Source organism: Sorangium sp. So ce119 (assembly GCF_051524405.1).
Lineage (GTDB): Bacteria > Myxococcota_A > Polyangia > Polyangiales > Polyangiaceae > Sorangium > Sorangium cellulosum_G.
The window spans coordinates 8,361,192-8,381,282 of record NZ_CP150310.1 but is presented as its reverse complement, the minus strand read 5'-3'; the positions used below and the strand labels follow the sequence as shown (position 1 = coordinate 8,381,282).

The 20,091-nt window shown below is 71.0% G+C and carries 16 protein-coding genes; 12 read left to right on the top strand and 4 right to left on the bottom strand.

What is annotated here, in order from left to right:
- Positions 1 to 18 precede the first annotated feature (18 nt).
- The gene (locus WME76_RS31605) at positions 19 to 963 is read right to left on the bottom strand and encodes a hypothetical protein (protein WP_437955964.1); all 945 of its coding nucleotides are present in this window, start codon (positions 961 to 963) and stop codon (positions 19 to 21) included.
- A 712-nt stretch (positions 964 to 1,675) separates the two neighbouring features.
- Between WME76_RS31605 and WME76_RS31600 the strand changes: the two genes are divergently transcribed.
- The 6 genes from WME76_RS31600 (at position 1,676) to WME76_RS31575 (ending at position 8,539) form a co-directional block, all read left to right on the top strand.
- Positions 1,676 to 2,116 (top strand): hypothetical protein, encoded by a 441-nt coding sequence (locus WME76_RS31600; RefSeq protein WP_437955963.1) that lies wholly within the window; start codon positions 1,676 to 1,678, stop codon positions 2,114 to 2,116.
- 51 nt (positions 2,117 to 2,167) lie between these two features.
- Positions 2,168 to 3,175: a cupin-like domain-containing protein gene (locus WME76_RS31595; protein ID WP_437955962.1), complete on the top strand. Its 1,008-nt coding sequence runs from the start codon at positions 2,168 to 2,170 to the stop codon at positions 3,173 to 3,175.
- 303 nt (positions 3,176 to 3,478) lie between these two features.
- Positions 3,479 to 4,492, top strand: a complete 1,014-nt coding sequence (locus WME76_RS31590; protein WP_437955961.1) for a hypothetical protein — start codon at positions 3,479 to 3,481, stop codon at positions 4,490 to 4,492.
- An 851-nt stretch (positions 4,493 to 5,343) separates the two neighbouring features.
- A complete protein-coding gene (locus tag WME76_RS31585) occupies positions 5,344 to 6,024 on the top strand; it encodes a sialate O-acetylesterase (protein ID WP_437955960.1) in 681 nt (226 codons plus the stop codon).
- Between the two features lie 591 nt (positions 6,025 to 6,615).
- On the top strand, positions 6,616 to 7,092 hold the full coding sequence (locus WME76_RS31580; protein WP_437955959.1) for a hypothetical protein: 477 nt from the start codon (positions 6,616 to 6,618) through the stop codon (positions 7,090 to 7,092).
- A 64-nt stretch (positions 7,093 to 7,156) separates the two neighbouring features.
- Entirely contained in the window at positions 7,157 to 8,539 is a 1,383-nt protein-coding gene (locus tag WME76_RS31575; protein ID WP_437955958.1) for a radical SAM protein, read from the top strand.
- A gap of 27 nt (positions 8,540 to 8,566) precedes the next feature.
- On the opposite strand, the gene WME76_RS31570 is transcribed toward WME76_RS31575, so the two are convergent.
- Positions 8,567 to 10,057 carry a hypothetical protein gene (locus WME76_RS31570; RefSeq protein ID WP_437955957.1) on the bottom strand — a complete coding sequence of 497 codons (1,491 nt, stop codon included), beginning with the start codon at positions 10,055 to 10,057 and terminating at the stop codon, positions 8,567 to 8,569.
- Between the two features lie 281 nt (positions 10,058 to 10,338).
- Positions 10,339 to 11,073, bottom strand: a complete 735-nt coding sequence (locus WME76_RS31565) for an iron-containing redox enzyme family protein (protein WP_437955956.1) — start codon at positions 11,071 to 11,073, stop codon at positions 10,339 to 10,341.
- Between the two features lie 398 nt (positions 11,074 to 11,471).
- Here WME76_RS31565 and WME76_RS31560 point away from each other — a divergent pair, with 398 nt between their 5' ends.
- The 3 genes from WME76_RS31560 to WME76_RS31550 all read left to right on the top strand — a co-directional run bounded on the left by WME76_RS31560 (position 11,472) and on the right by WME76_RS31550 (position 16,190).
- Positions 11,472 to 12,389, top strand: a complete 918-nt coding sequence (locus WME76_RS31560; RefSeq protein WP_437955955.1) for an NmrA family NAD(P)-binding protein — start codon at positions 11,472 to 11,474, stop codon at positions 12,387 to 12,389.
- Between the two features lie 1,216 nt (positions 12,390 to 13,605).
- On the top strand, positions 13,606 to 14,190 hold the full coding sequence (locus WME76_RS31555) for a hypothetical protein (RefSeq protein ID WP_437955954.1): 585 nt from the start codon (positions 13,606 to 13,608) through the stop codon (positions 14,188 to 14,190).
- A 557-nt stretch (positions 14,191 to 14,747) separates the two neighbouring features.
- A complete protein-coding gene (locus WME76_RS31550; RefSeq protein WP_437955953.1) occupies positions 14,748 to 16,190 on the top strand; it encodes a family 43 glycosylhydrolase in 1,443 nt (480 codons plus the stop codon).
- Here the strand turns inward: WME76_RS31550 and WME76_RS31545 are convergent.
- Positions 16,147 to 16,977, bottom strand: coding sequence for a helix-turn-helix domain-containing protein (locus WME76_RS31545; RefSeq protein WP_437955952.1), 831 nt, complete (start codon positions 16,975 to 16,977; stop codon positions 16,147 to 16,149). The two genes, WME76_RS31550 and WME76_RS31545, sit on opposite strands and share 44 nt — an antisense overlap.
- A 275-nt stretch (positions 16,978 to 17,252) precedes the next feature.
- On the opposite strand from WME76_RS31545, the gene WME76_RS31540 reads away from it, so the two are divergent.
- The 3 genes from WME76_RS31540 (at position 17,253) to WME76_RS31530 (ending at position 19,776) form a co-directional block, all read left to right on the top strand.
- Entirely contained in the window at positions 17,253 to 18,230 is a 978-nt protein-coding gene (locus tag WME76_RS31540; RefSeq protein WP_437955951.1) for a mechanosensitive ion channel family protein, read from the top strand.
- A gap of 149 nt (positions 18,231 to 18,379) precedes the next feature.
- Complete coding sequence (locus WME76_RS31535; RefSeq protein ID WP_437962174.1) at positions 18,380 to 18,844, top strand: SH3 domain-containing protein; 465 nt, start codon at positions 18,380 to 18,382, stop codon at positions 18,842 to 18,844.
- A gap of 281 nt (positions 18,845 to 19,125) precedes the next feature.
- Positions 19,126 to 19,776 carry a glutathione S-transferase family protein gene (locus WME76_RS31530; RefSeq protein WP_437955950.1) on the top strand — a complete coding sequence of 217 codons (651 nt, stop codon included), beginning with the start codon at positions 19,126 to 19,128 and terminating at the stop codon, positions 19,774 to 19,776.
- Positions 19,777 to 20,091 lie beyond the last annotated feature (315 nt).

The following is a 20,091-nucleotide window of genomic DNA, read 5'->3' as shown; positions in this document are numbered from 1 at the left end:
CGACGACGGGCGCGACCGTCACGGGCCGCAGCCGATGCGCTCCGTCCCGAGCGCGATGTCGTCGTACCACATCGTCTTGTTTCCGCCGTGGTACTTCTCGAACCCGAACTTGAAGAGCTTGTAGTCGTACGGACCCCAGTCCGAGACGTGCATCGCCTCGACCTCGGCGCCGTCCACGAACACGCGCACCTCGCGGCCGGGCCCGTCGTAGTGGAACTCGAGGCAGTACCAGGTGTCCGCGGCGAGCTTCACGCCGCCGGAGCACGTGTACATACCGCCGTTCGAGAGCTTCTCGGCGTCGTCGGACTTGCGGTTCAGCTCGAGCTGACATTGATGCTCGCCGATGCGGATGTGCTCGCCCTCGTTGGGGTCCCCGTTGCCCGTCGTCGCCGCGATATAGGTGTTGTGGCCCATCTGGCTGGCGGAGTCGCCCTTGAGGTAGATCCTGCCCCAGAACGTGCTCGGCACGGGGACGCCGAGCATCTGGCTGAAGCCCGTGCCCGACACCTTGACCGAGCGCGAGCCGCTGTGGCCCGTGCTGTCCAGCGTGACGTAGTCACCCATGCTGGCGCGCAGGTACTCGGGGTAGAACTGGACCTCGGACGGCAGCGCGCCGCCCTCGAAGTCCGAGCAGAAGATATCGCATGAACCGGAGCCCGTGCTGCCGGTCGCCGTGCTGGTCGTGCTGTCGCCGCCCCCGGTCCCCGTGCCGCCCGTGCCGGTGGTGGCGGAGGTCGTCACGCCGGTCGTCGCGCTGCCCGTTGTCGCGCCGCTGGTGGCGACGCCGCTGGTGACGCCGCTGGTGGCGCCGGTGCCGGCGGAGGTGCTCCCCGGGCCCGCGGCGTCGCCGCCAGAGCCGCCGGCGCCGCCGGTGCCGCCGGAGTTCGAGTCGTCGCCGCATGCGACCAGGGATGCGAGCGTGAGCACAGCAAACAAGCCAAAGGAACGAGCCGTGAACGACATGCTGGGATCTCCTCAAAGAAGGGCGCAGAATGGCCCAAGCGATGCGCGCGACTCTATCAGTGAACCCCCCGCGTGTCAGGCACAACCGGAGGAGCGCGCCGCGTCAGCGTCGTTGCGGGCGCGTCGATGTTCTGGTTCACCGCCGTGGCGGCGTTCCTCGACAGATCGCCGCCGACGACCGCGGCGCCGCGCTCACCCCCGAGGACGTGCTCCTCACCCTCGACGACGCCTCGCCCGCGCGGGCCCTGCGCCGAGCCCCGGCCCGCGGCCGAGCGCGCCGCCGGCGCGGCAGGGCATCCGGCGGTCCGGGGCGGCAGCGACACCGACCGAATCGGGGTGACAGAACCATCCCCACTGCGCCACTCTGGGCCAGTGACTGGCGGGCGTTTCGGGTCACGGGCGTAAACAGCGAAATCTCCAGAGATTTTCGACGGATGGGGGCTGGCACATGCCGTGCAGGGCGTCCGCAGCGGAGGTGTTCATGTCACGTGTCTTTCTTTCGGACGATGCGGCCTTGTTATCGCCGCTGCCCACGCCCCCGCCTCGCACGGCGGCCCTGGTACGGGGGGTATCCCGAGCTGCCGCTGCGGCTGCTGCGGTCCTTGTGGTTGCCTGTAACGCGCCTGGCACCGACGGCGGGAGCCAGGGGGATCAGTCCAGCACCGGGACGCACACCGCAGAGGGCTGTGGTGGCGGGACGGTGATCCCGCCGATGCATCCGCCGATCGACGACGAGGTCATCGCACCCATGCCGCCGCCTCCGGACGGCGAGGCGAGTGACCCCATCCCGCCGATGCATCCCCCGTGCGGCGACGAGGGCGAGATCATCCCGCCGATGCCGCCGCCTCCTGACGGCGAGGAGGGTGACCCCATCCCGCCGATGCCGCCGCCTCCTGACGGCGAGGAGGGTGACCCCATCCCGCCGATGCCGCCGCCTCCTGACGGCGAGGACGGTGACCCCATCCCGCCGATGCCGCCTCCTATGCCTCCCCCGTGCGGCGACGAGGGCGAGATCATCCCGCCGATGCCGCCGCCGCCCCCGGACGGCGACGAGGGCGAGATCATCCCCCCCATGCCCCCGCCGCCCCCGGATGACGAGGAGGGTGACCCCATCCCGCCGATGCCGCCGCCGATGCCTCCTCCGTGCGAGTGAGGTCTCGAGCGTCGCGCCGGTGGTTCCCTTGAGCTGAGATCGAGGTCGACGATGGGTGAACAGGATCGGAAGCTGGAGGTCGCGCCTGAATGGTGGCGCTGGGCCACGGAGAACCTGCTGCGCGGCGTGCCGGAGCGCCTGGTCTCGGAGCAGCTCCAGGCGGCGGGCGTGAGCAGCGCGCAGGCCAAGGAGCTCCTCTCGGCGATCGTCGGTTCGCCCATCTTCCTCGCCGCTCGGCCGTTCGCGCGCGCGGCGCGGCAGCACGAGATGCTGGCGCGGCTGAAGCAGCGGATGGCGTCGACGGCCCTCGATCCGGCGGGGATCCCGCGGCGCTCCGGCGTGTCCGCCGCGGAGTTCCGCGACGTGTACGTCGCCGGGAACGTGCCGGTCGTCCTGACCGACGTCGTGACCTGCTGGCCCGCGTTCGGCCGGTGGACGCCGGCGTACCTCGCCGAGACCTTCGGCGACGTCGCGGTCGACGTCACCACAGGACGCCTGAGCGACCCCGATTACGACATGCACGCGGCGCGACACACGGAGAGCACGCTGCTGCGTGACTTCGTCGCGCGCATCGAGGCCGCGCGCACGGAGACGAACGACTTCTACATGGTCGCCAACAACCGTGTCCTCGAGCGGACGAGGCTCGGCGCCCTGCTGAACGACGTGGTGCTCCCGGACGGGTACTGCGCCGCGCAGCGCCTCCTCGGCAGCTCGGCGCTGTGGCTAGGCCCCGCGGGGACGGTCACGCCGTTGCATTACGACACATCCAACATCCTCTTCGGCCAGGTGTACGGCAGGAAGCGATACCGCATGATCGCCCCGTTCGAGACGTCGCTGTTCGAGGGGGCGCGCGCGATGTACGCGGATCGCGACCCGGAGCAGGGCTCGATGGATCCGGTGCTCGTGAAGGACGTCGTGCTCGAGCCGGGCGACGCGCTCTTCATCCCCGTCGGCTGGTGGCACCATGTCCGCGCGCTCGACGTGAGCATCAGCCTGGGGATCAACAGCTTCCCGTTCCACAACAACTTCGACTGGTACCGGCCGAGCAGCGTCGCGTAGCCCCGAGTCCGGCCGCGGCGCTCCGCCGCCCGGAACCGCGGCGCGCTCGCGCCGACGTGCCCCTCCGCCGCGCGTCGAGGCCCACCGCACGATCAGCGACCCGAGCACCCGCGCCGCGTCGGATCCGTCGGTGCGGCCGCGGAGCACGTGGGCCGCGAGCGCGCCGCGCGCCGCGCCGCGTTCGCCCTCCGCCTTGACACGACCACCGGCCGGCGCATATTACCAAAGGTAACTTACTGAAGGTAAGTTTGCGGCGAACACATCCCGGGCGCCTGCGCGACCCGACGGGAGGAGTCCATCCAGATGACCACACGAGCGATGTCACCTGTTCTGTTGATCGGCGGTTCCGGCCACGTCGGCGCGCGCGCGGCGAGGGCGCTCCGGCGCCTGCATCCAGATCTTCCGATCGCCATCGCCGGACGCGACGCGCGGAGAGCGGCCGCGGTCGCCGCCGAGGTCGGCGGTCCGACGACGGCGACGACGGCCGACGTCGGCCGCGACGATCTCGGCCTCGAGCGAGGCGCCGCGTTCAGCGCCGTCGTCACGCTCGTCAAGGACGAGGCGTCCAACGCGGTGAAGCGCGCCCAGGCGGACGGCGTGCCTCATATCGCCTTCTCGGACTTCGTCACGGAGATCGGCCCGCTGGTCGCCCATCACGTCGCGCGACCGACGCGCGCGCCCATCCTCGTGCTGGGTCACACCCTCGGCGGCGCGGCGACGCTGGCGGCGCTGCACCTCGCGCAGGATCTCCGGAGCGTCGACGCGATCGCGATAGGCTGCGTGGTGGACGCCGACGACCGCGGCGGTCCCGCGTCCCAGGCCGATTTCGAGCGGAACGAGCAGATCGGGCAGGCGGCGCTCGTCCTCCAGGACGGGAAATGGACCTGGGCGCGAGGCGACGCGGCGACACGGCGCTTCGCGGACGCCGAGGGCGTGGAGCGGGTGGGCCATGCGCTGCCGCTGATGGACGTGGTCAGCCTCGCGGCGGCCACCGACGCGCGGTCGATCCGCGTCGATATGGCCGCGCGCGACGTGGCGACGCGCGGCGCGGGCCACGCGACGGACCTCGTCGTCGAGGTGTCGGGGCGGCGCCACGACGGATCGGCCGCGCGGCTGCGTTACGACATCGTCGACGCGGACAGCTATGCACGGCTCAGCGCGTATGGCGCCGCGATCGCGACGGAGCGCCTGCTGGGGCTCGAGGGCGGTCCGCCTGTCGGCCCGGGGCTCTACCACCCGGAGAGCCTCATCGACCCTGCGCGCGCGGTCGCGCGGCTCGAGGAGCTCGGCGCGCGCGTCCGCCGCACACGGAGCTAGAGCGATAAACGGGTTGAATCGTCGTGGCCGCCTGCACCGCGAAGAGCGCGTCGTCCTGCTGCTCAAGCGCGTAGAGCGACGCGCCGAGCTCGACATGGTGGGTGACTCGTCTGACGCACGGAACCAGGGACTCCGAGAGGCTGGCCGATTTCGCGACGCAGCGCGGTTGCCTCGTGATGGGTCCCCTGCGTTGCCCACGCGACGCATCCGTTTCAGGTTTCCGCGGTCCCGTACCATGAAACCGCTTCGCCTCGAAAGATCGGCCGGCGCTCGAGGCGCAGCGAAGAACGAACGCCGTCGACGATGGAAGAATTCAGCGTCAACGGCTTCCTCCTTGTGTTGTCGTAAGCCGAATCCTGGGTGCCAAGACCCTGAGATGCGATAGGCTAGGCCCCGGCGCTGAGCTCTTTGCGGGCGAGGTTCGCCGCACCGGCATCGCGACGCCGGCCTACCAATTCCGCAATTCTCTTCAAATCGCGCCCCGGCGCGACGAGGGAACGACCATGACCGAGATGAGCCGCACAATCCGAGGCACACGTAGCTTCCTGCTCCTCCCCTTCCTCTTCATCATCGCTGCGTCCGGTTGTGGCGAGTCCGCTTCGTCCGGCGCCACCGGTGGGAACGACAACACCGGAGGGGCCGGTTCGGGAACCGGAGGCGCCTCGACGGGTGGCACGAGCACGGGGACCGGGGGCGCCTCGACAGCGAGCTCGAGCGCGGGGACCGGAGGCGCCGCGACGGGCAGCACGAACGCTGGAACTGGAGGTGGCGCCACGGGAGGGCCCGCATCGGGCAGCAGCGGGGCAGGCACCGGTGGCGCACCGAGCTCAGGTTCGACGTTCCACGTCTTCATGCTCATGGGCCAGTCGAATATGGCTGGTGTCGCAGACAAACAGGACAGTGACCAGAACTCTGACGCGCGGCTCAAGGTCCTCGGCGGATGCAATCAGCCGGCCGGACAGTGGAACGTGGCCAATCCGCCGCTCAGTGATTGCCCTGGTGAAAAAGGATGGAACCTGTCGACCGCCGTCGACCCGGGCATATGGTTCGGCAAGACCCTGCTCGGAAAGCTGCCTGAGGGGGATACGATCGGGTTGGTCGCTACTGCTGAGAGCGGTGAGTCGATCAACACGTTCATCTCCGGTGGCTCACATCACCAGATGATCTTGAACAAGATCGCCAAGGCGAAGACGGCCGAGAATGCGCGCTTCGCGGGCATCATCTTCCACCAGGGTGAGTCCGACAGCGGCCAGAGCTCATGGCCCGGCAAGGTCGTTCAGCTCTATAACGAGGTGAAGGAAGCCTGGGGGGTCGACTACGACGTCCCCTTCATCCTCGGAGAGCTCCCCGCGGGCGGATGTTGCAGCGGTCATAACAACCTCGTGCACCAGGCGGCCGACATGTTGCCCGAGGGATACTGGGTCACTCAGCAGGGGACCAACGTCATGGATCAGTACCACTTCGACCATGCGTCCGTTGTTCTCATGGGCACGCGTTACGGTGAGAAGATGATCGAAGCCCTGGGGTGGTAGCAAAGGCGGCTCGCGGCGGGGGGGCCGCGCAGCCGAGGCCGCTCGAATCCCCTGGATCCGAGCGGCCTTTGATGATGCCATGTAAAATTGCATGGCCATGGTTTTTTGCGTCGTGCGCGGCTTGCTCTGGCGGCCTGAGAGCGCGTGGCGCGCTCGTCACGGCGCCGCAGCCCGGCGGCGCCTCGCCGGAGCGGATTCGTCGCCGTTCCGCCCTCCGTCACGCCGCCGCCGCGCTGCCACTGCCACTGCCACTGCCACAGGGAACGTGACAGGGGCGATGTGACAGGGGACAGCCGGGCCTGTGGCAGGCAGGGCGCTTGAGCGAAGCCGTCCTGCCGCGACCTCCGCGAGGGCCACGCTCGACGGCGCCGAGCCGCTCGTCATTCACGAGATGTACGTGGAGGGCTGCCCGCGGCGCTCGAACTCCCTGCGCGAGCGGCGCGCGCTGGCCCTGCGCTTGCAATGATCCTCCGGCAGAGACGCCGCCGCGACCGGGCCAGTTCTGACCCGCTGGGCGGGCCGTCCGCCTCCGCTTCGAGGACGAGCGAAGGAAAGCCCGTGAACGGCCCTTGACGGGAGAGGAGAACGCAGATGACGAAAGCGAAGATCGAGCAGGAAGTGCGCGCCGCGCTCGCGGCGAAGAGCTTCATCACGCCCGCCCGGGCCCGGAAGATCATGAGCACCGTCAGCTCGATGCTGCCGCGGCTCAAGGATCTCTCCAGCGGCATCCTGGTGGTCGGCGTGCATGCGGACGGCGTCCAGACATGCACCGGCGGGCACCTCTGCGGCGGGGACGGCCCGTCGCCGGGGGATACGGACGATCCGGACTGCAGCACGGAGGCGTGCTCCACCCAGATCTGCGAAGACTCGCACGTCTGTGGTGACCAGTCCTGCGGTACGGAGTCTTGCAGCGATGACGCCCACGCGTGCACGGGGACGTACAAAGGCATCCTCGACATCGGGGCGATGAGCGCGAGGAACGCGGCCGCGTGGACCGCGCTCCAGGCCGAGGTGCAGAGGAACGTGGCGGCGAGCAACCTGGATGTCCAGGTGAAGGTCGAGCGCTGATCCGCCCGCCCGACGAGGGAGTCTCTCATCGCGGCCCCAGCGGACCGCACACCGGAGGTCGGCCATGAAGCCATCGGAGTTCAATGTCTTCGTCGACGCCCACGTCGACAGCGTCGTCATCGCTTACAACACGTTCACCGGCTCGATGTTCACGTGCGACACCGGCGAGCTCGCGCGCGTCGAGGCGGCCCTCGGCGCGCCGGACGCCGCGCCCGCGAGCGCGCGCGACGCGGCGCTGCGGGAGAGGCTCGTGGCGTGCGGGTTCCTCGTCGCGGACGGGCTCGACGAGCGGCTGGCGCTGCGCTCTCGCTACGACCGGCGGCAGGCGTCGACCGGCGCGGTCGCCCTCACGCTGGCGCCCACGGTGAGCTGCAACTTCGGCTGCACCTACTGCTTCCAGGAACACCCGAAGCGCAGGATGAGCGAGGACGACGTGCTGGCCGTGAAGCGTCACGTGGCCGGCAACCTCGGCCCGAGATCGTCGCTCCACGTCACGTGGTTCGGCGGCGAGCCCCTCCTCGCCTTCGACGTCATCGAGGAGCTCACACCTTATTTCCACGAGATCGCCGGGGAGCGCGGCGGGCGCTTCCGCCAGTCGATGATCACCAACGGCAGCCTGCTCGACGAGCAGAAGGTGGACTTCTTCGCGGCCCAGGGCAATTTCGACTTCCTCCAGATCACCCTGGATGGTCCGCCGGCGGTCCACAACAAGCGGCGGCTGACCACGAACGGACAGCCCACGTATGATAGAATCCTCGCCAACGTGGAGCGCGCCTCGGACCGGCTGCCGATCACCCTCCGGGTCAACGTGGACCGCAGCAACGTCGATCACCTGGCCGCGTTCGTCGATCTCCTCGCGGCCCGGGGGCTCCTGCCGCGCGTCTCCGTCTATCTCGGCCACGTGCTGCCGTACACGGACGTGTGCAGCGGCGTGGGCTCGGCGGCGCTCACCAAGGAGGAGTTCGCGGCGGTCCAGGCGAGCTTCGACTTCGCCCTGTTCGAGCGAGGCATCCGGCCTCCGTTCTCGCTGCCGAAGCCGCGCTTCGGAAGCCTCTGCATCGCCGACAACCCGAGCGGCGCGGTCGTGGCCCCGGACGGCCTCGTGTTTCGTTGCTGGAACGAGGTCGCGACGACCGAGCGCGAGGCCAGCGGCCAGCTCGCTCCGGGCTCCGGCGCCGTGGTCTCGGAAGGGAGCGCGAGGGAGAACCGGGCGGCCTGGGACGGTTACGATCCGTTCGCGCACGCGGTCTGCCAGGCGTGCAAGGTGCAGCCGCTCTGCCATGGCGGCTGTCCGTGGGAGGCGCGGAAGAACCCCGTCGAGAGCACGGGACACTGCACCCCGCTGCGCTGGAACCTGCCCGACAGGCTCCGCCTCGTCCACCTCAAGATGGTCCTCGACAAGCACCCGCCGCTCGCGGCGGACGGGGCCGCGCCTGCTCCCTGCTGAGGGCCGACAGGCGGTCGCGGACGCTCGCTAATCGCAGGTGTTCTCGCGCGAGTTCACCAGCGTCAGGTTGCGGAACGTGCTGTTCGTGGCGCAGGGGTTCTCGTTGACCGCGGTGTTCGTGACCGTGAGGTTCTGGATCGTGATGTCCGAGGAGTTCTCGAACTCGGCGCGCGCGGCGAGCCGGATGTCGCCGCCGCCGGTGACCTTCCCGGATTCAGCGGCGATGTTCACGTTGTGACAGTTCTCGAGCAGGATCGCGTTGCTGCCGGTGTCGGCGAGGTCGATGCGGTCGATCGTGACGCCGCCGCTCTCGGACACGCAGAAGATCCCGCGGCCGCCGCCGCGGGCGATGACCTCGCCGACGCGGATGTTGGTGGGGTAGCCGCTGCCGATGCGCCCCGCCCGGTTAGCGACGCGGAACGCGGCGTAGCCGGTGCCCGCGCCCGCGTTCACGGCGTCGACCTTGCCGATCTCGGCGTTGGTCGTGTCGTTCAGGAGCAGGCCACATTCGCCCACGTCGCGCGCGACGACGGTGCCGACGCGGAGGTCGTCGACGCCGTAGGTCTCGACGGCGTGGGAGCTCGTTCCCTCGGCATCGACATGGTCGATGTCGATGTTCGTCACCTTGTCGGAGCGGTCCGAGCGCCCGTGGTTGTCGATGCGGATGCCGAGGCCGCTCGAGACGCGCAGCGTGACGTGGCCGAGGCGGAGGTTCTCGACGTCGCGGAAGAACATGGCGTAAAGCGGGGTGCCGCTGATCGTGACGTTCGGTATCTCGATGTCGGTCCGGCCGCGCGCGTAAATGGGCGCCATGTCGCCGGAGCCGCTGCCGGTGACCTCGATCGTGCCGCAGACGTTGAGCACGGTGTAGCTGGGCACGCTGATTCGTGCGTTCGCGGCCACGGTCCCCGAGCCCTGGACCAGGACGCTCTCCTTGGCGGCGCGGCCGGAGCGCAGGCTGTCGAGCGCCGCCTGCACCGCGGCCCGCATGTCGCCACCGCTGTAGACGCTGCGGGCGCCGTTCTGCGCGACCCAGCTCGAGCCGGAGCGGGTCACCACGGCGTTGTAGCCGCTCGTGTCTCCGTCGCAGGGATACGCCGCATCCCCGGCGCCGCCGCCCGCTCCCGACCCGCCGGCGCCGGTCCCGGCGGCCCCCGACCCGCCGGCGCCGGTCCCGGCGGCCTCCGCGCCTCCGGTGCCCGCGCCGGTGCCTCCGGAGCCGCCGCCCGCCTCGCCGGAGCCTCCTCCCTCGCCGCCGGAGCCAGCCGCGGGGGCTCCGGCGGTGCCGCTTGAGCCAGGCCCGCCGGCCCCCGTTGTCCCGCTGCCCGCGCCCCCGCCCGCGCCCGACCCGCTGACGGCCGGGGCTCCGCTGCCCACGCCCGAGCCGCTGCCGGAGGGCGCGCCGCCCGCGGCCGAGCTGCCGCCGCTGCCCTCCGGGTCGCCGGCTGCGTCCGAGCCGCAGCCCGCTGCCATGAGCAGCCCAACGAGCGTGGCAGACATCACAGAGAGCGCGCGCATTCGAGTCTTCATCTTCGGCTCCGAACGGTGAGAGGGAGTTGCCGCCGCCTGGTCGACGCTCGCGCCGGGGATCGACGCCCGGGCCCTCGATGGGCAGCGCCGCGCGCCTGCAGAGCTGCAGTCGTCAGGATGGTGTCGACGGGGGGGCCGATTCAATCACGGTTCTCGGCGAGCGACGATGCGTTCGCTCACGGTCGTAGGATTGCAGTGTTACGCGTCGTCACGGCGCGGTGACGACGCTCGCGCACCGACGCCCATGATCCCGTCTCGCGCGCGCGCGCTCACCCCTGCCGGAGGCCCATCGCGCGCGCGACTCCATCCCTGTACGCCAGCCATGCTGTGTGCGCCGCGGCGACGGCCGACGCGACCTCGTCGGCCATCGGGCCCTCGTCCGGCACGTGGCCCAGCACCATCTCCCACGCGTCCCGCCGGTGCCCGCCCTCCACGGCCCGGTGCGCCCTCGCGAGGCGCATGCGCTCCGGAGGACAGCCGTAGTGACGCACCATCGGGTGCGCGCGCAGCGCCTCCTCGATCGGCGGCATCTCTCGACGCCCCTCCAGCTCTGCGCGCTCGTGCACGCTGCCCTCCACGAAGATCGTCAGCACCGCCGCGCCCAGCACCCATGGCGGCGCCGCGCTCACGCGATCGAGCAGCGCCCGGTAGGCGCGGGCCTCGGGCTCGACCGGGAGGGACTCGTCCTCGATGGACGCGCGCGGGATGCCGAGGCCGTCGATCATCTCCAGGAAGAGCTCCGGGTGCGACACGCCCAGCGAGAGCTTGCCGGTCTGCTCCTCGAAGAGGTTCTCGGCGAGGGCGCTGCGCACGGCGGCCGGCGGCGACTGGCCGAGCACGCGCGCGAGCAGCACCGGGAAGTCGCGCACGTAGACGCGGTACTCGTGCCGGAAGTGGACGGCGAGCTGATCGCGCGTGAGCCCAGGGCCGGTGAGGTGCGTCCAGGCCCAGTGGTTCTTGCGGTCCATGATCGCGAGCAGGCGCTCCTGAAGACGGCTCGTCATGCGGCAGCTCCTTGGCAAGGGGGACTTCGTTCTACCGCACGGGCGGCGTCTGCCCAGCGCCGTCGTCGCCGGGCGAGCCGAGGACGCCGCGTCGTCACGGCACCGGCACGCGCCAGAGCGGTCGAGCTTGCACGGCCGCCGCAGCCGGTGACGGAGGGCCCGAGTCGTCGGCGCGGGCTGGGTGAGGCGTGATGAGCTGCGGCCGATGTCGAGGCGCCGCGCGCGCAGCATCTCGCGCCGGCCGCAGCAGGGCGAGCGCCATGTTCCAGCGAGGTCCGGGATGTGCGGTGGGTCCACGGATGAACGGCCAAGCAATCCGTACGAACGGTCATGGCGGAGGCGCAGCGCGGGCAGCAGCATGGAGGCCGTCCAGCTTGCACCGAGAGGGGATACGTATCATGGCCATTCCCGCGATTCTGGTCTTCGGCGCGACCGGTAAGATTGGCGGCGCGCTCATCGACGAGCTGCTGCCTGACCACGCCGCCGGCCGGGTGAAGCTCGTCGCCGCCGTACGCCGGCCGGAGGCGGCGCCCGCCTTCGAGGCGCGCGGCGTCGAGACGCGGCTCATCGACCTCGATCTCGCCGAGACGCGAGGCCTCGAGCCGGTCGTCGGCGCCATGCGCGGCGTCGACCGCGTGTTCTTGCTGACCGGGTATGACGTCAAGATGATCGCGCAATCGAAGGCGGCGGTCGACGCCGCCAGGGCCGTGGGGGCGACGCAGATCGTTCACCTCGGGGCGCACGCGAGCCCCGACACGACGATCGTCCACTTCGCCTGGCACCAGGTCGTCGAGGCCTACATCGACAGGTCGGGCGTCGACGCCACACACCTTCGCCCGACGTCGTTCATGCAAAACCTGCCGCTGCTCCTGCAGGTGGGAGGCGCAGCGCCCGGCGTTCTGCCCCACTACATCGGCGACGCGCGCACGAGCTGGGTCGACACGGGGGACATCGCCCGCGTCGCTGCGGCGGTGCTGCGCGAGCCGGAGGCGCACGCGGGCCGCGCCTACGGCCTCGGCACGGAGGCCGCCTCGATGAAGGAGATCGCCGCGATGATCGCGGCGGTCACGGGCCTGCCGTGGCGTGACGAGGCGAGAGAGCCTGGCGAATTCCTCCGCACCATGACGGCGCTCGGCGCGGACCCGGTATACATGGCCTGCGTGCGAAACGTCTTCGAGCGAACGCGCAACGGCTCGCTGAAGGACGCCGCAGACACGTTCGACACGGTGCAACGATTGACGGGGCGCGCGCCGATGACGCTGCGCGACTACATCAAGGGAAACCGCGCGACGTTCTCTTATGCGGATCAACGGTAGATCGGGAGTCGTGCGGTGACCCGAGCCGGGCTGGAGGCCGGGCAGCTCTGGTTCAGGATGCAGAACATGAGGTCGTCTACCGCCTGTGCATGGGGGCCGTGTCGCTGCGCCGGCGGCGTGTGGCCGGCTCTCGTGCCGCAGCAGGATCCGTGCGATGGCGCGGGGTCGTGCATCGACCGCGTGGACAGCGGCGGGTGCGGAGAGTGCTGCCGCTGCGCGGCAGGGGAGGTGTGGGTGCCGGCGTGAGCCGCGCTTGGGCGGCGCCGCCCGGCGCGGTTGGGGCGGCCTGTGCGGCCCGAACCAGGTTGAGGCGTAGGTGTATCCTGTTGTTCACAGTCCGCCCGCAAGATGGGACCGACCCCCCCCCGCGGACCCGACCCAGGTTGGCGACCCCCGACCCGACCCCGACCCCCGACCCGACCCAGGTTGGGGTCGTCGGGATCGCCGATCCCCGGCCCCGGCCGCGGCCTCGGCCGCCGGCCGCGGCCCCGGCCGCCCGACCCAGGTTGCGGCGACCCGACCCCCGGCCGCGGCCCCGGCCGCCCGACCCAGGTTGCGGCGGCGGCCCGAGGTTGCGGCGGCGGCCCGACCCAGGTTGGGGTCCGGCGGGGGGTCGCGCAGGTTGAGTTTGCAATGGTGCAGCCACCGCGTACGACCGACCCAGGTTGGGTCGCAGGGTCGCAGAGGTTGGCGTGTATGACCCGACCCAGGTTGGGGTCTCCGAGGTTGGGGTCTCGGGGGTCTACCCAGGTTGGGGTCTCCGCGGGGGTCTACCCAGGTTGGGGGCTCGCGAGCCGTTGTGGGGGACCCTACGTGTGTCCTTTTGTTTACAACGAACGCTGTGACATGAGACCCGATGTGGCCGTCGGTTCACAGCTCCGCCTGCCCAGCGACGCCGCGTGAGCCACGCAACTGACCGCCTCTCACCGCAGTCCATCCCCCTCGCGTCGAGCTGCGCGCTCCTCCGACCTGCCCGCGCTGCGGGATCTCGGCCGGGCTCTGCTGTTCGCCGCCCCGTGCGTCATGGCGACGCACGCGGGCTGCGGCGAGATCGAGGCCAAGGTCGCGTTCGTGTCCAGGCTGCGGGATTGACGGGCCAGAACTGGCCTGTCGCCCACCGCCGCGAGCGGCGCCCGCTTTCTCGCGCCGCCGCTTGCCGCTAGCATCGCGGCGTCATGCGCCCGCGCGCCGCCACTGCTTGAGAAGGAGACCCTCCGTGCACCGTCGACATGCGCTCTGGATCCTGATGCTTTGCCTGACTTCCCTGCTCGCCGGGTGCGGGCATCCCTGGAAGACGACTCGTCAGGCCGTTCCGAACCCGTTCTACGGCAAGGGCCGTTTCGGGGTGGTGCCGGTGACGTTCCACGCCCTCGAGGTCGGCGACGTCACCGAGGCCGACTGGATGGCGGAGAAGGACGACGAGCAGCGGATGAACTGGCAGGGGGACAAGGCGGCGATCAACGAGCAGTTCACCGAGGCTCTCCTCGCGCAGGCAGCGTCGGAGGACGTCGCCGTCGTCCTGGCGAGGAGCGCAGCCGACGCGCCGTTCTTCATCCGTTCGAACGTGACGTTCTACGAGCCCGGCATCTTCACGGGGGTCTTCAACATGGACACGGTCCTCAAGGCGACCGTGCAGATCACCGACCCGGCCGGGATGGTGCTCGATGAGGTCCTGCTCGAGACGAAGTCGCCAGCGTCGTTGTACAACCCATCGAGCGGAGGGCGCGCGCGGGACGCTGCGCGCCAGCTCGGAAAGCTGACAGCGATGTACATCCTTCATCGCGTCCGGGGCGAGGACTGAGCACCCCTCGACGCTGCGCCCCATGCGAGCGCTATCGGATCGTCGGCGCCCCCCGCAGCAGGCGCACGCGGGACGCGGCGCCTGGACGGCGAGGGCTATGCGTCTTTGGCAAGAGACTTTCCTTCTGCTTCGAGGGCAGCCTTGATGACCCCGATCGCCTTGGGGCCCACGCCGTGAAGCGCCATGAGCTGGGCTTCCGTGAACCGAGCGACCTGGTCCAGGCGAGAGACCCCGGCCGAAGCGAGCGCCCGCATCGCCGGCTTCCCGATGCCCTTCGGAAGTGAAGACTCCTGTCGTTCCTTCGTTCTGCTCGGCATGCTCCTCGTTCCAGGTCGTCGCCGCCTGGTCCGCTGGCGTCCAGCTTCGCCGGCGAGCCCCAGCGTCATCACCACGTACAGCATGTCAGGGCAGCGACCGTGGTACAACATCGCAGCATTCCCGGGTCGGGGTAACAGCGCCCGGCGCCGTGGCGCACCCGGCGAGCCTTCGGCGGACCGCGGCGCGGCCGGCCCCAGGTCCCTGTTGCCGAGCATGGCAGTCCTCGAGGAGCCCGTCGCATGAACGCCGACGCCATCGTCCTGCAGACGCCGCCTGGCGCACCGTTCACCTTCGGAGTCACCATCAACCGCCGAGGACCGCGCAGCTTCCAGGTGACCGAGCCCGGGCAGGACGCGCAGCGCTACGAGCTCGCCCGGGCGGAGCAGCCGGACTACCTCGACCTCTTCGAGGCGCTGGCGCGCGACCTCGGGACCCGCACGCCGCTCGCCCGCACCCCGCCGCCGCCGCGGAATGGCGGGGCGCCGCTGCGGCCCCTGCTGACCGAGCCCATCGCGCCGGAGATCCTCTACGGCTATGGCGACCCGTGCGTGGTGCGGGTGGGCGAGCGCGCGTGGCGCTTGCTCGTGACCTCGAACGACGCGCCGAACGCCTTCCCCATCCTGGCCTCGAACGACCTGACGACCTGGCGGCTGACCGGCTTCGTCTTCCCGGAGGGGCGCGCGCCGGCCTGGACGCTGACCGGCTTGAACCGGGCGGATTTCTGGGCGCCGGAGATGCACCGGGTCGGAAAGGAATACTGGCTCTGCTTCACGGCCCGCACGCAGGACCGCTCGCTCGCGATCGGCCTCGCCCGAGGCGCGAGCCCGGATGGCCCCTTCGAGGCGGACGACGCGCCCATCGTCACCGGGGACGTGATCGACGCGCACATCCTCGTGGACGCCCACGGCGCGCCCTGGCTGGTCTGGAAAAAGGACGACAACGGCGTGTGGCCCCGCCAGCTGACCGCCTTGCTTCACCGTGAGCCCGCCCGGGTGCGCGAGCTGTTCGTGGACCGCGAAGACCAGCGCACCGCGGTCCTGGCGCTGACGCTGTGGCCGTGGGCGGAGACCCTCGAGCCCATGGAGCAATTCTTCGTCCTGCAGCCGCTGATCGAGGCGGCGACCGCTGATTTCACGCGGTTCGCGCGGCGGCTGGAGACGCTGCGAGCGCGGGTGTGCGGCGCGGAGGCGGAGGAGATCGCCGTGATATCGCGGGCGCTCAGGACCCGCATCCACGCCCAGCGGCTGTCGGCGGACGGCCGCAGGCTGGAGGGGGAGCCCGCCGTCATCCTCGAGAACGACCAGCCCTGGGAAGCGCACCTCATCGAGGGCGTCTGGATCACCCAGGAGGGCGGGCGCTATCACCTGCTGTACGCCGGCAACGATTTCTCGACCGCGCACTACAGCATCGGCGCGGCCGTGGCGGACGCTCCCACGGGCCCGTACCGCAAGTCGTCGGAGGTCTTCCTGAGCTCCAGCGAGGAATGGTGGGGGCCAGGGCACCCGTCCGTGGCCATCGGCGCCGACGGGCGCCACCACGTGTTCCTGCACGCGTTCCGCCCGGGGGCGGCGGGGTACAAGGTCTTCCGCGCGCTGCTCGCCGCGCCGATCCGCTTCGAGGGCGGCGTCGTCTCGCTGGTCAGGCGGCGCGGCGGTGCTGGGCACGCCAGGCGGCGGGGGTGACGCCGTGGTGGCGCCGGAACAGCCGCACGAAGTGGCTCGGGTCGGCGTAGCCGACGCGCTCGGCGATCACGTCGACATACTCGTCGGTCGCGACGAGCCGGCGTCGCGCCTCGGCCAGGCGCCCCTCGATGATCCACGCGCCGACCGTGCGCCCGGTGGCCTGCTTGACCGCGGTCGTCACGTGGGCAGGCGACCGTCGCACCGCCGCCGCGACCTCCTTCAGCGAGAGCGGCCCGAGACACCGGGCCTCGATCACGGCCAGAGCCTCGGCCACGAGCGACGGCCGCTGCGCCGGCGTGGCCTGCATACCGCCGCTCGCGCGCACGACCTCCGCGAGGACCAGCGCGAGCAGGCTCTCGGCGACGACGGGCAGCGTGGCCGCGGCCTGCTGCTCTCGTTCGAGCTCCCGGAGCAGGTCGAGCACGTACGCCTGCCGCGCCGCCGGCAGCTCGATCACAGGAGAGGCCCCGCCGCGGACGCGATCGAGCGGCGCGAACAGGCCGCCGTAGCGCGCCGGATCGAGGCACGTCCGGCAGAAGCCCAGCCCCCATACCTCGGGGCGGCTCGCGGACAGCACGCGGTGCGGGTCCCCGGCAGGAATGATGTGGAGGTGTCCGGCGCGCAGCTCGAACTCGCCGCGATGCTCCACCCGCACGCGACCGCCGACGTGCAAGGCGAGGGCGACGTAGGTGTGGACCGCCGGGCTCCGCATCGGCCGCATGGTGTCGCCGGAGCTTGGCGGCCGCAGGAACCGGATCGGCGCGGGTCCGAGATCGTCGTGGCTCACCCGAGGAACGTACCACCTCGCGGGACAATCCGGCTCCTCTGCGACATCGTGTCGCACACGCGCGCGTGGTCCGCCCGCCGCGCAGCCGCGCGTGGCCCGCCCGCCGCGCAGCCGCGCGTGGCCCGCCCGCCGCGCAGCCGCGCGTGGCCCGCCCGCCGCGCAGCCGCGCGTGGCCCGCCCGCCGCGCAGCCGCGCGTGCCCACGGCCCCGACTCGCAGCCCCGAGCCCGCTGGCACATGGGTTGCCGGCGCCGCGCGGAGGAGGTGCCCGCGCCCATGCCGCAGATCCACTCATGGCTCGACGTCACGTTCTGGCGGGAGGTTCTCCGGCGCACCGTCGCGTGGGCAATCCACGCCTTGCCGGCCATGCTGCTGATCCTGCTCCTCGCGCTCGCGCTGCTCAAGGTGCTCCAGCTCCTGTGCAGGCGCGTGGACGTGTCGCTGAGGAGGCGGGGGCGCAGCGGGGATGTGAGGACGGCGCGCGAGATGGAGAAGCGCTCCGACACGTTGCTGGGCGTCTTCCGGACGACCGGGAAGGTGGTCGTCTGGGTCATGGTGGTGATGCTCTTCCTCGTTCAGCTCGGGGTCGACGTCGCGCCGCTCCTCGTGGGCGCGGGCATCGCCGGTCTGGCCATCGGCTTCGGGGCGCAGGAGCTCGTGCGCGACGTCATCTCCGGGTTCTTTCTGCTCCTCGAGAACCACATCCGGGTCGGCGACATGGTGATCGTCAACGGCACCGGTGGCCTCGTGGAGCACGTCGGCCTCCGGACGGTGACGCTGCGCGACGAATCGGGCGTGGTCCACGTCTTCCAGAACGGGAAGATCAACGCGCTCTCGAACATGACCAGGGAATGGTCTGCCACGGTGTTCGACGTCGGGGTCGCCTCCGAGGAAGACGTCGACAAGGTGATGCGGGTGATGCGCGAGGCCGGGCGCGAGCTCCAGGAGGACAGGCGCTACAAGGCGAGCATCCTCGAGCCGCTGGAGATCCTTGGCGTGGAGTCGTTCGACGGCCGCGCGGTGATCGTCCGCGCGCGCATCAAGACGCAGCCCACCGAACCGTGGCAGATAGGCCGGGAGTATCGCCGGCGCCTCAAGAGGGCGTTCGACGCGCACGGCATCGAGATGCCGCTCACTCACCGGACGATCCAGGGGGCCCATGAGAGGGCGCCGTCCAGGGCCGACGTCCGGGCGGCGAACGGCGCGAGCGGCGCGAACGGCGCGCGGTTCGAGGAGACCGGCGTGCAGGCCTGATGCCGTTGTCATGAGGGATGGGAGATGGACTCGTGCGTTCGTGGCGGCGGCCTGGGTTTCGAGCGCGGGGTCCTCTGGAAATGGACAGCATCGAACAGGCCAGCAGGGGCGCGAGCGAGCGACATGAACATGAGGAGGCAGCCGTGAACATGCGGACGATGGTGCCAGTCATCTCCGCCGTGGTAGCGCTCTCGAGCGTGGCTCGGGCCGAGCTGCTCAGCGTCAAGGTCCCGGTGGCGAACTTCCGCGCGGGTCCGTCCACGAGCGAGCCCGTCGAGTTCACCGCGACGCGGTACTACCCGGTCAAGGTCGTGGAGCGCGCGGGCGGGTGGTGCAAGATCAAGGATTTCGAGGGCGATCTGGCGTGGGTGGCCGATCGTCTCCTGGCCAGGGTCAAGACGATCGTGATCAAGGTTCCACGGGGCAATGTCCGCGAGGCGCCGACGACCTCCGCGGAGGTGGCATTCCGGACCGAGCGCGGGGAGGTGTTCAAGGTCCTCGACCGGAAGGGCCGCTGGCTCCGCGTCGTCAACGTGGAAGGCGCCAAAGGCTGGCTACGCGAGGATCTGGCCTGGGGCATGAAGAAGCTCGAGGACACCGGCGGCTCTTCCTGAGCGCCCGCGGGGACGCTGGCGGCCAGGTTGCGCCACCCGACCCAGGTTGCGCCACCCGACCCAGGTTGCGCCACCCGGCCCAGGTTGAGCGCCACCCGACCGAGGTTGAGGCGCCACCCGACCGAGGTTGAGGTGCCCTCCACCCGACCGAGGTTGAGGTGGCCCCACCCGACCGAGGTTGAGGTGCCCCGAGGTGCCCCCCAGCCGACCGAGGTTGAGGTGCCCCAGGCCGTCTGCCGCCTCCCTGGCCCGCCGGCTGACGCGTGTGGTAGTCAAATCGGGTGACCGACCCCACACCCGACCGCACCTCCACCCCCACCCTCATCGGTCGCTCGAGCTCCCATTTCACCCGCGTCACCCGCATCTTCGCCGCGGAGCTCGGCGTCGCGTACGACTTCCAGGTCGTACCCGACCTGCGCTCCGTGAACGCCGCGGACTACGCCGGGAACCCCGCGTTGCGCCTGCCCATCCTGCGAACGGGGGCGACCACGTGGTTCGGCGCGCTCACCATCTGCCGCGAGCTCGCGCGCCGGGCGCCGGCGCAGCGCCGCGTGGTCTGGCCCGAGCACCTCACCGACGCGCTGACCGCGAACGCGCAGGAGCTCGCCGTGCAAGCCATGGCCACCGAGGTCGCGCTGATCATGAGCCAGCTCGCCGGGACGCCCAGGGACGACGCGCAGCTCGCCAAGCCGCAGAAGAGCCTGCTCAACATGCTCACCTGGCTCGACGACAACATCGATGCAGCGCGCGAAGCCCTGCCCCAGGATCGCGACCTCAGCTACCTGGAGGTCTGCACATTCTGCCTCGTCACGCACCTCGAGTTCCGCAGCGTGCTGCCCACGAGCGGCTACCGTGCCCTGACGGCCTTCTGCGACGACTTCGCCCGGCGCCCCTCCGCGCAGGCGACTGCCTATCGCTTCGACGCGCCGTGACCCCGCTGCGCACACCCGCTCTCCGGCGGCGCGCTCACCGCACCCGCTGAAACCCGGCCACGCCACCGAGGCGGCACGATGGTGGAGCGATCGCTACGAGGATCTCGACGTCCGCGACGCTCCTGATCTCCCCGCCCCCCCGGCCTTCCGCGCCGCCCCCGCGGGCCTCGACGGGCCGGGCGCCTCCTCCGGCGGCGCGGGCGGCGCCTCCTCCGGCGGCGCGGGCGTCGCCCCCTCCGGCGGCGCGGGCGGCGCCTCCTCCGGCGGCGCTGGCGGCGCCTCCTCCGGCGGCGCTGGCGGCGCCTCCTTCGGCGG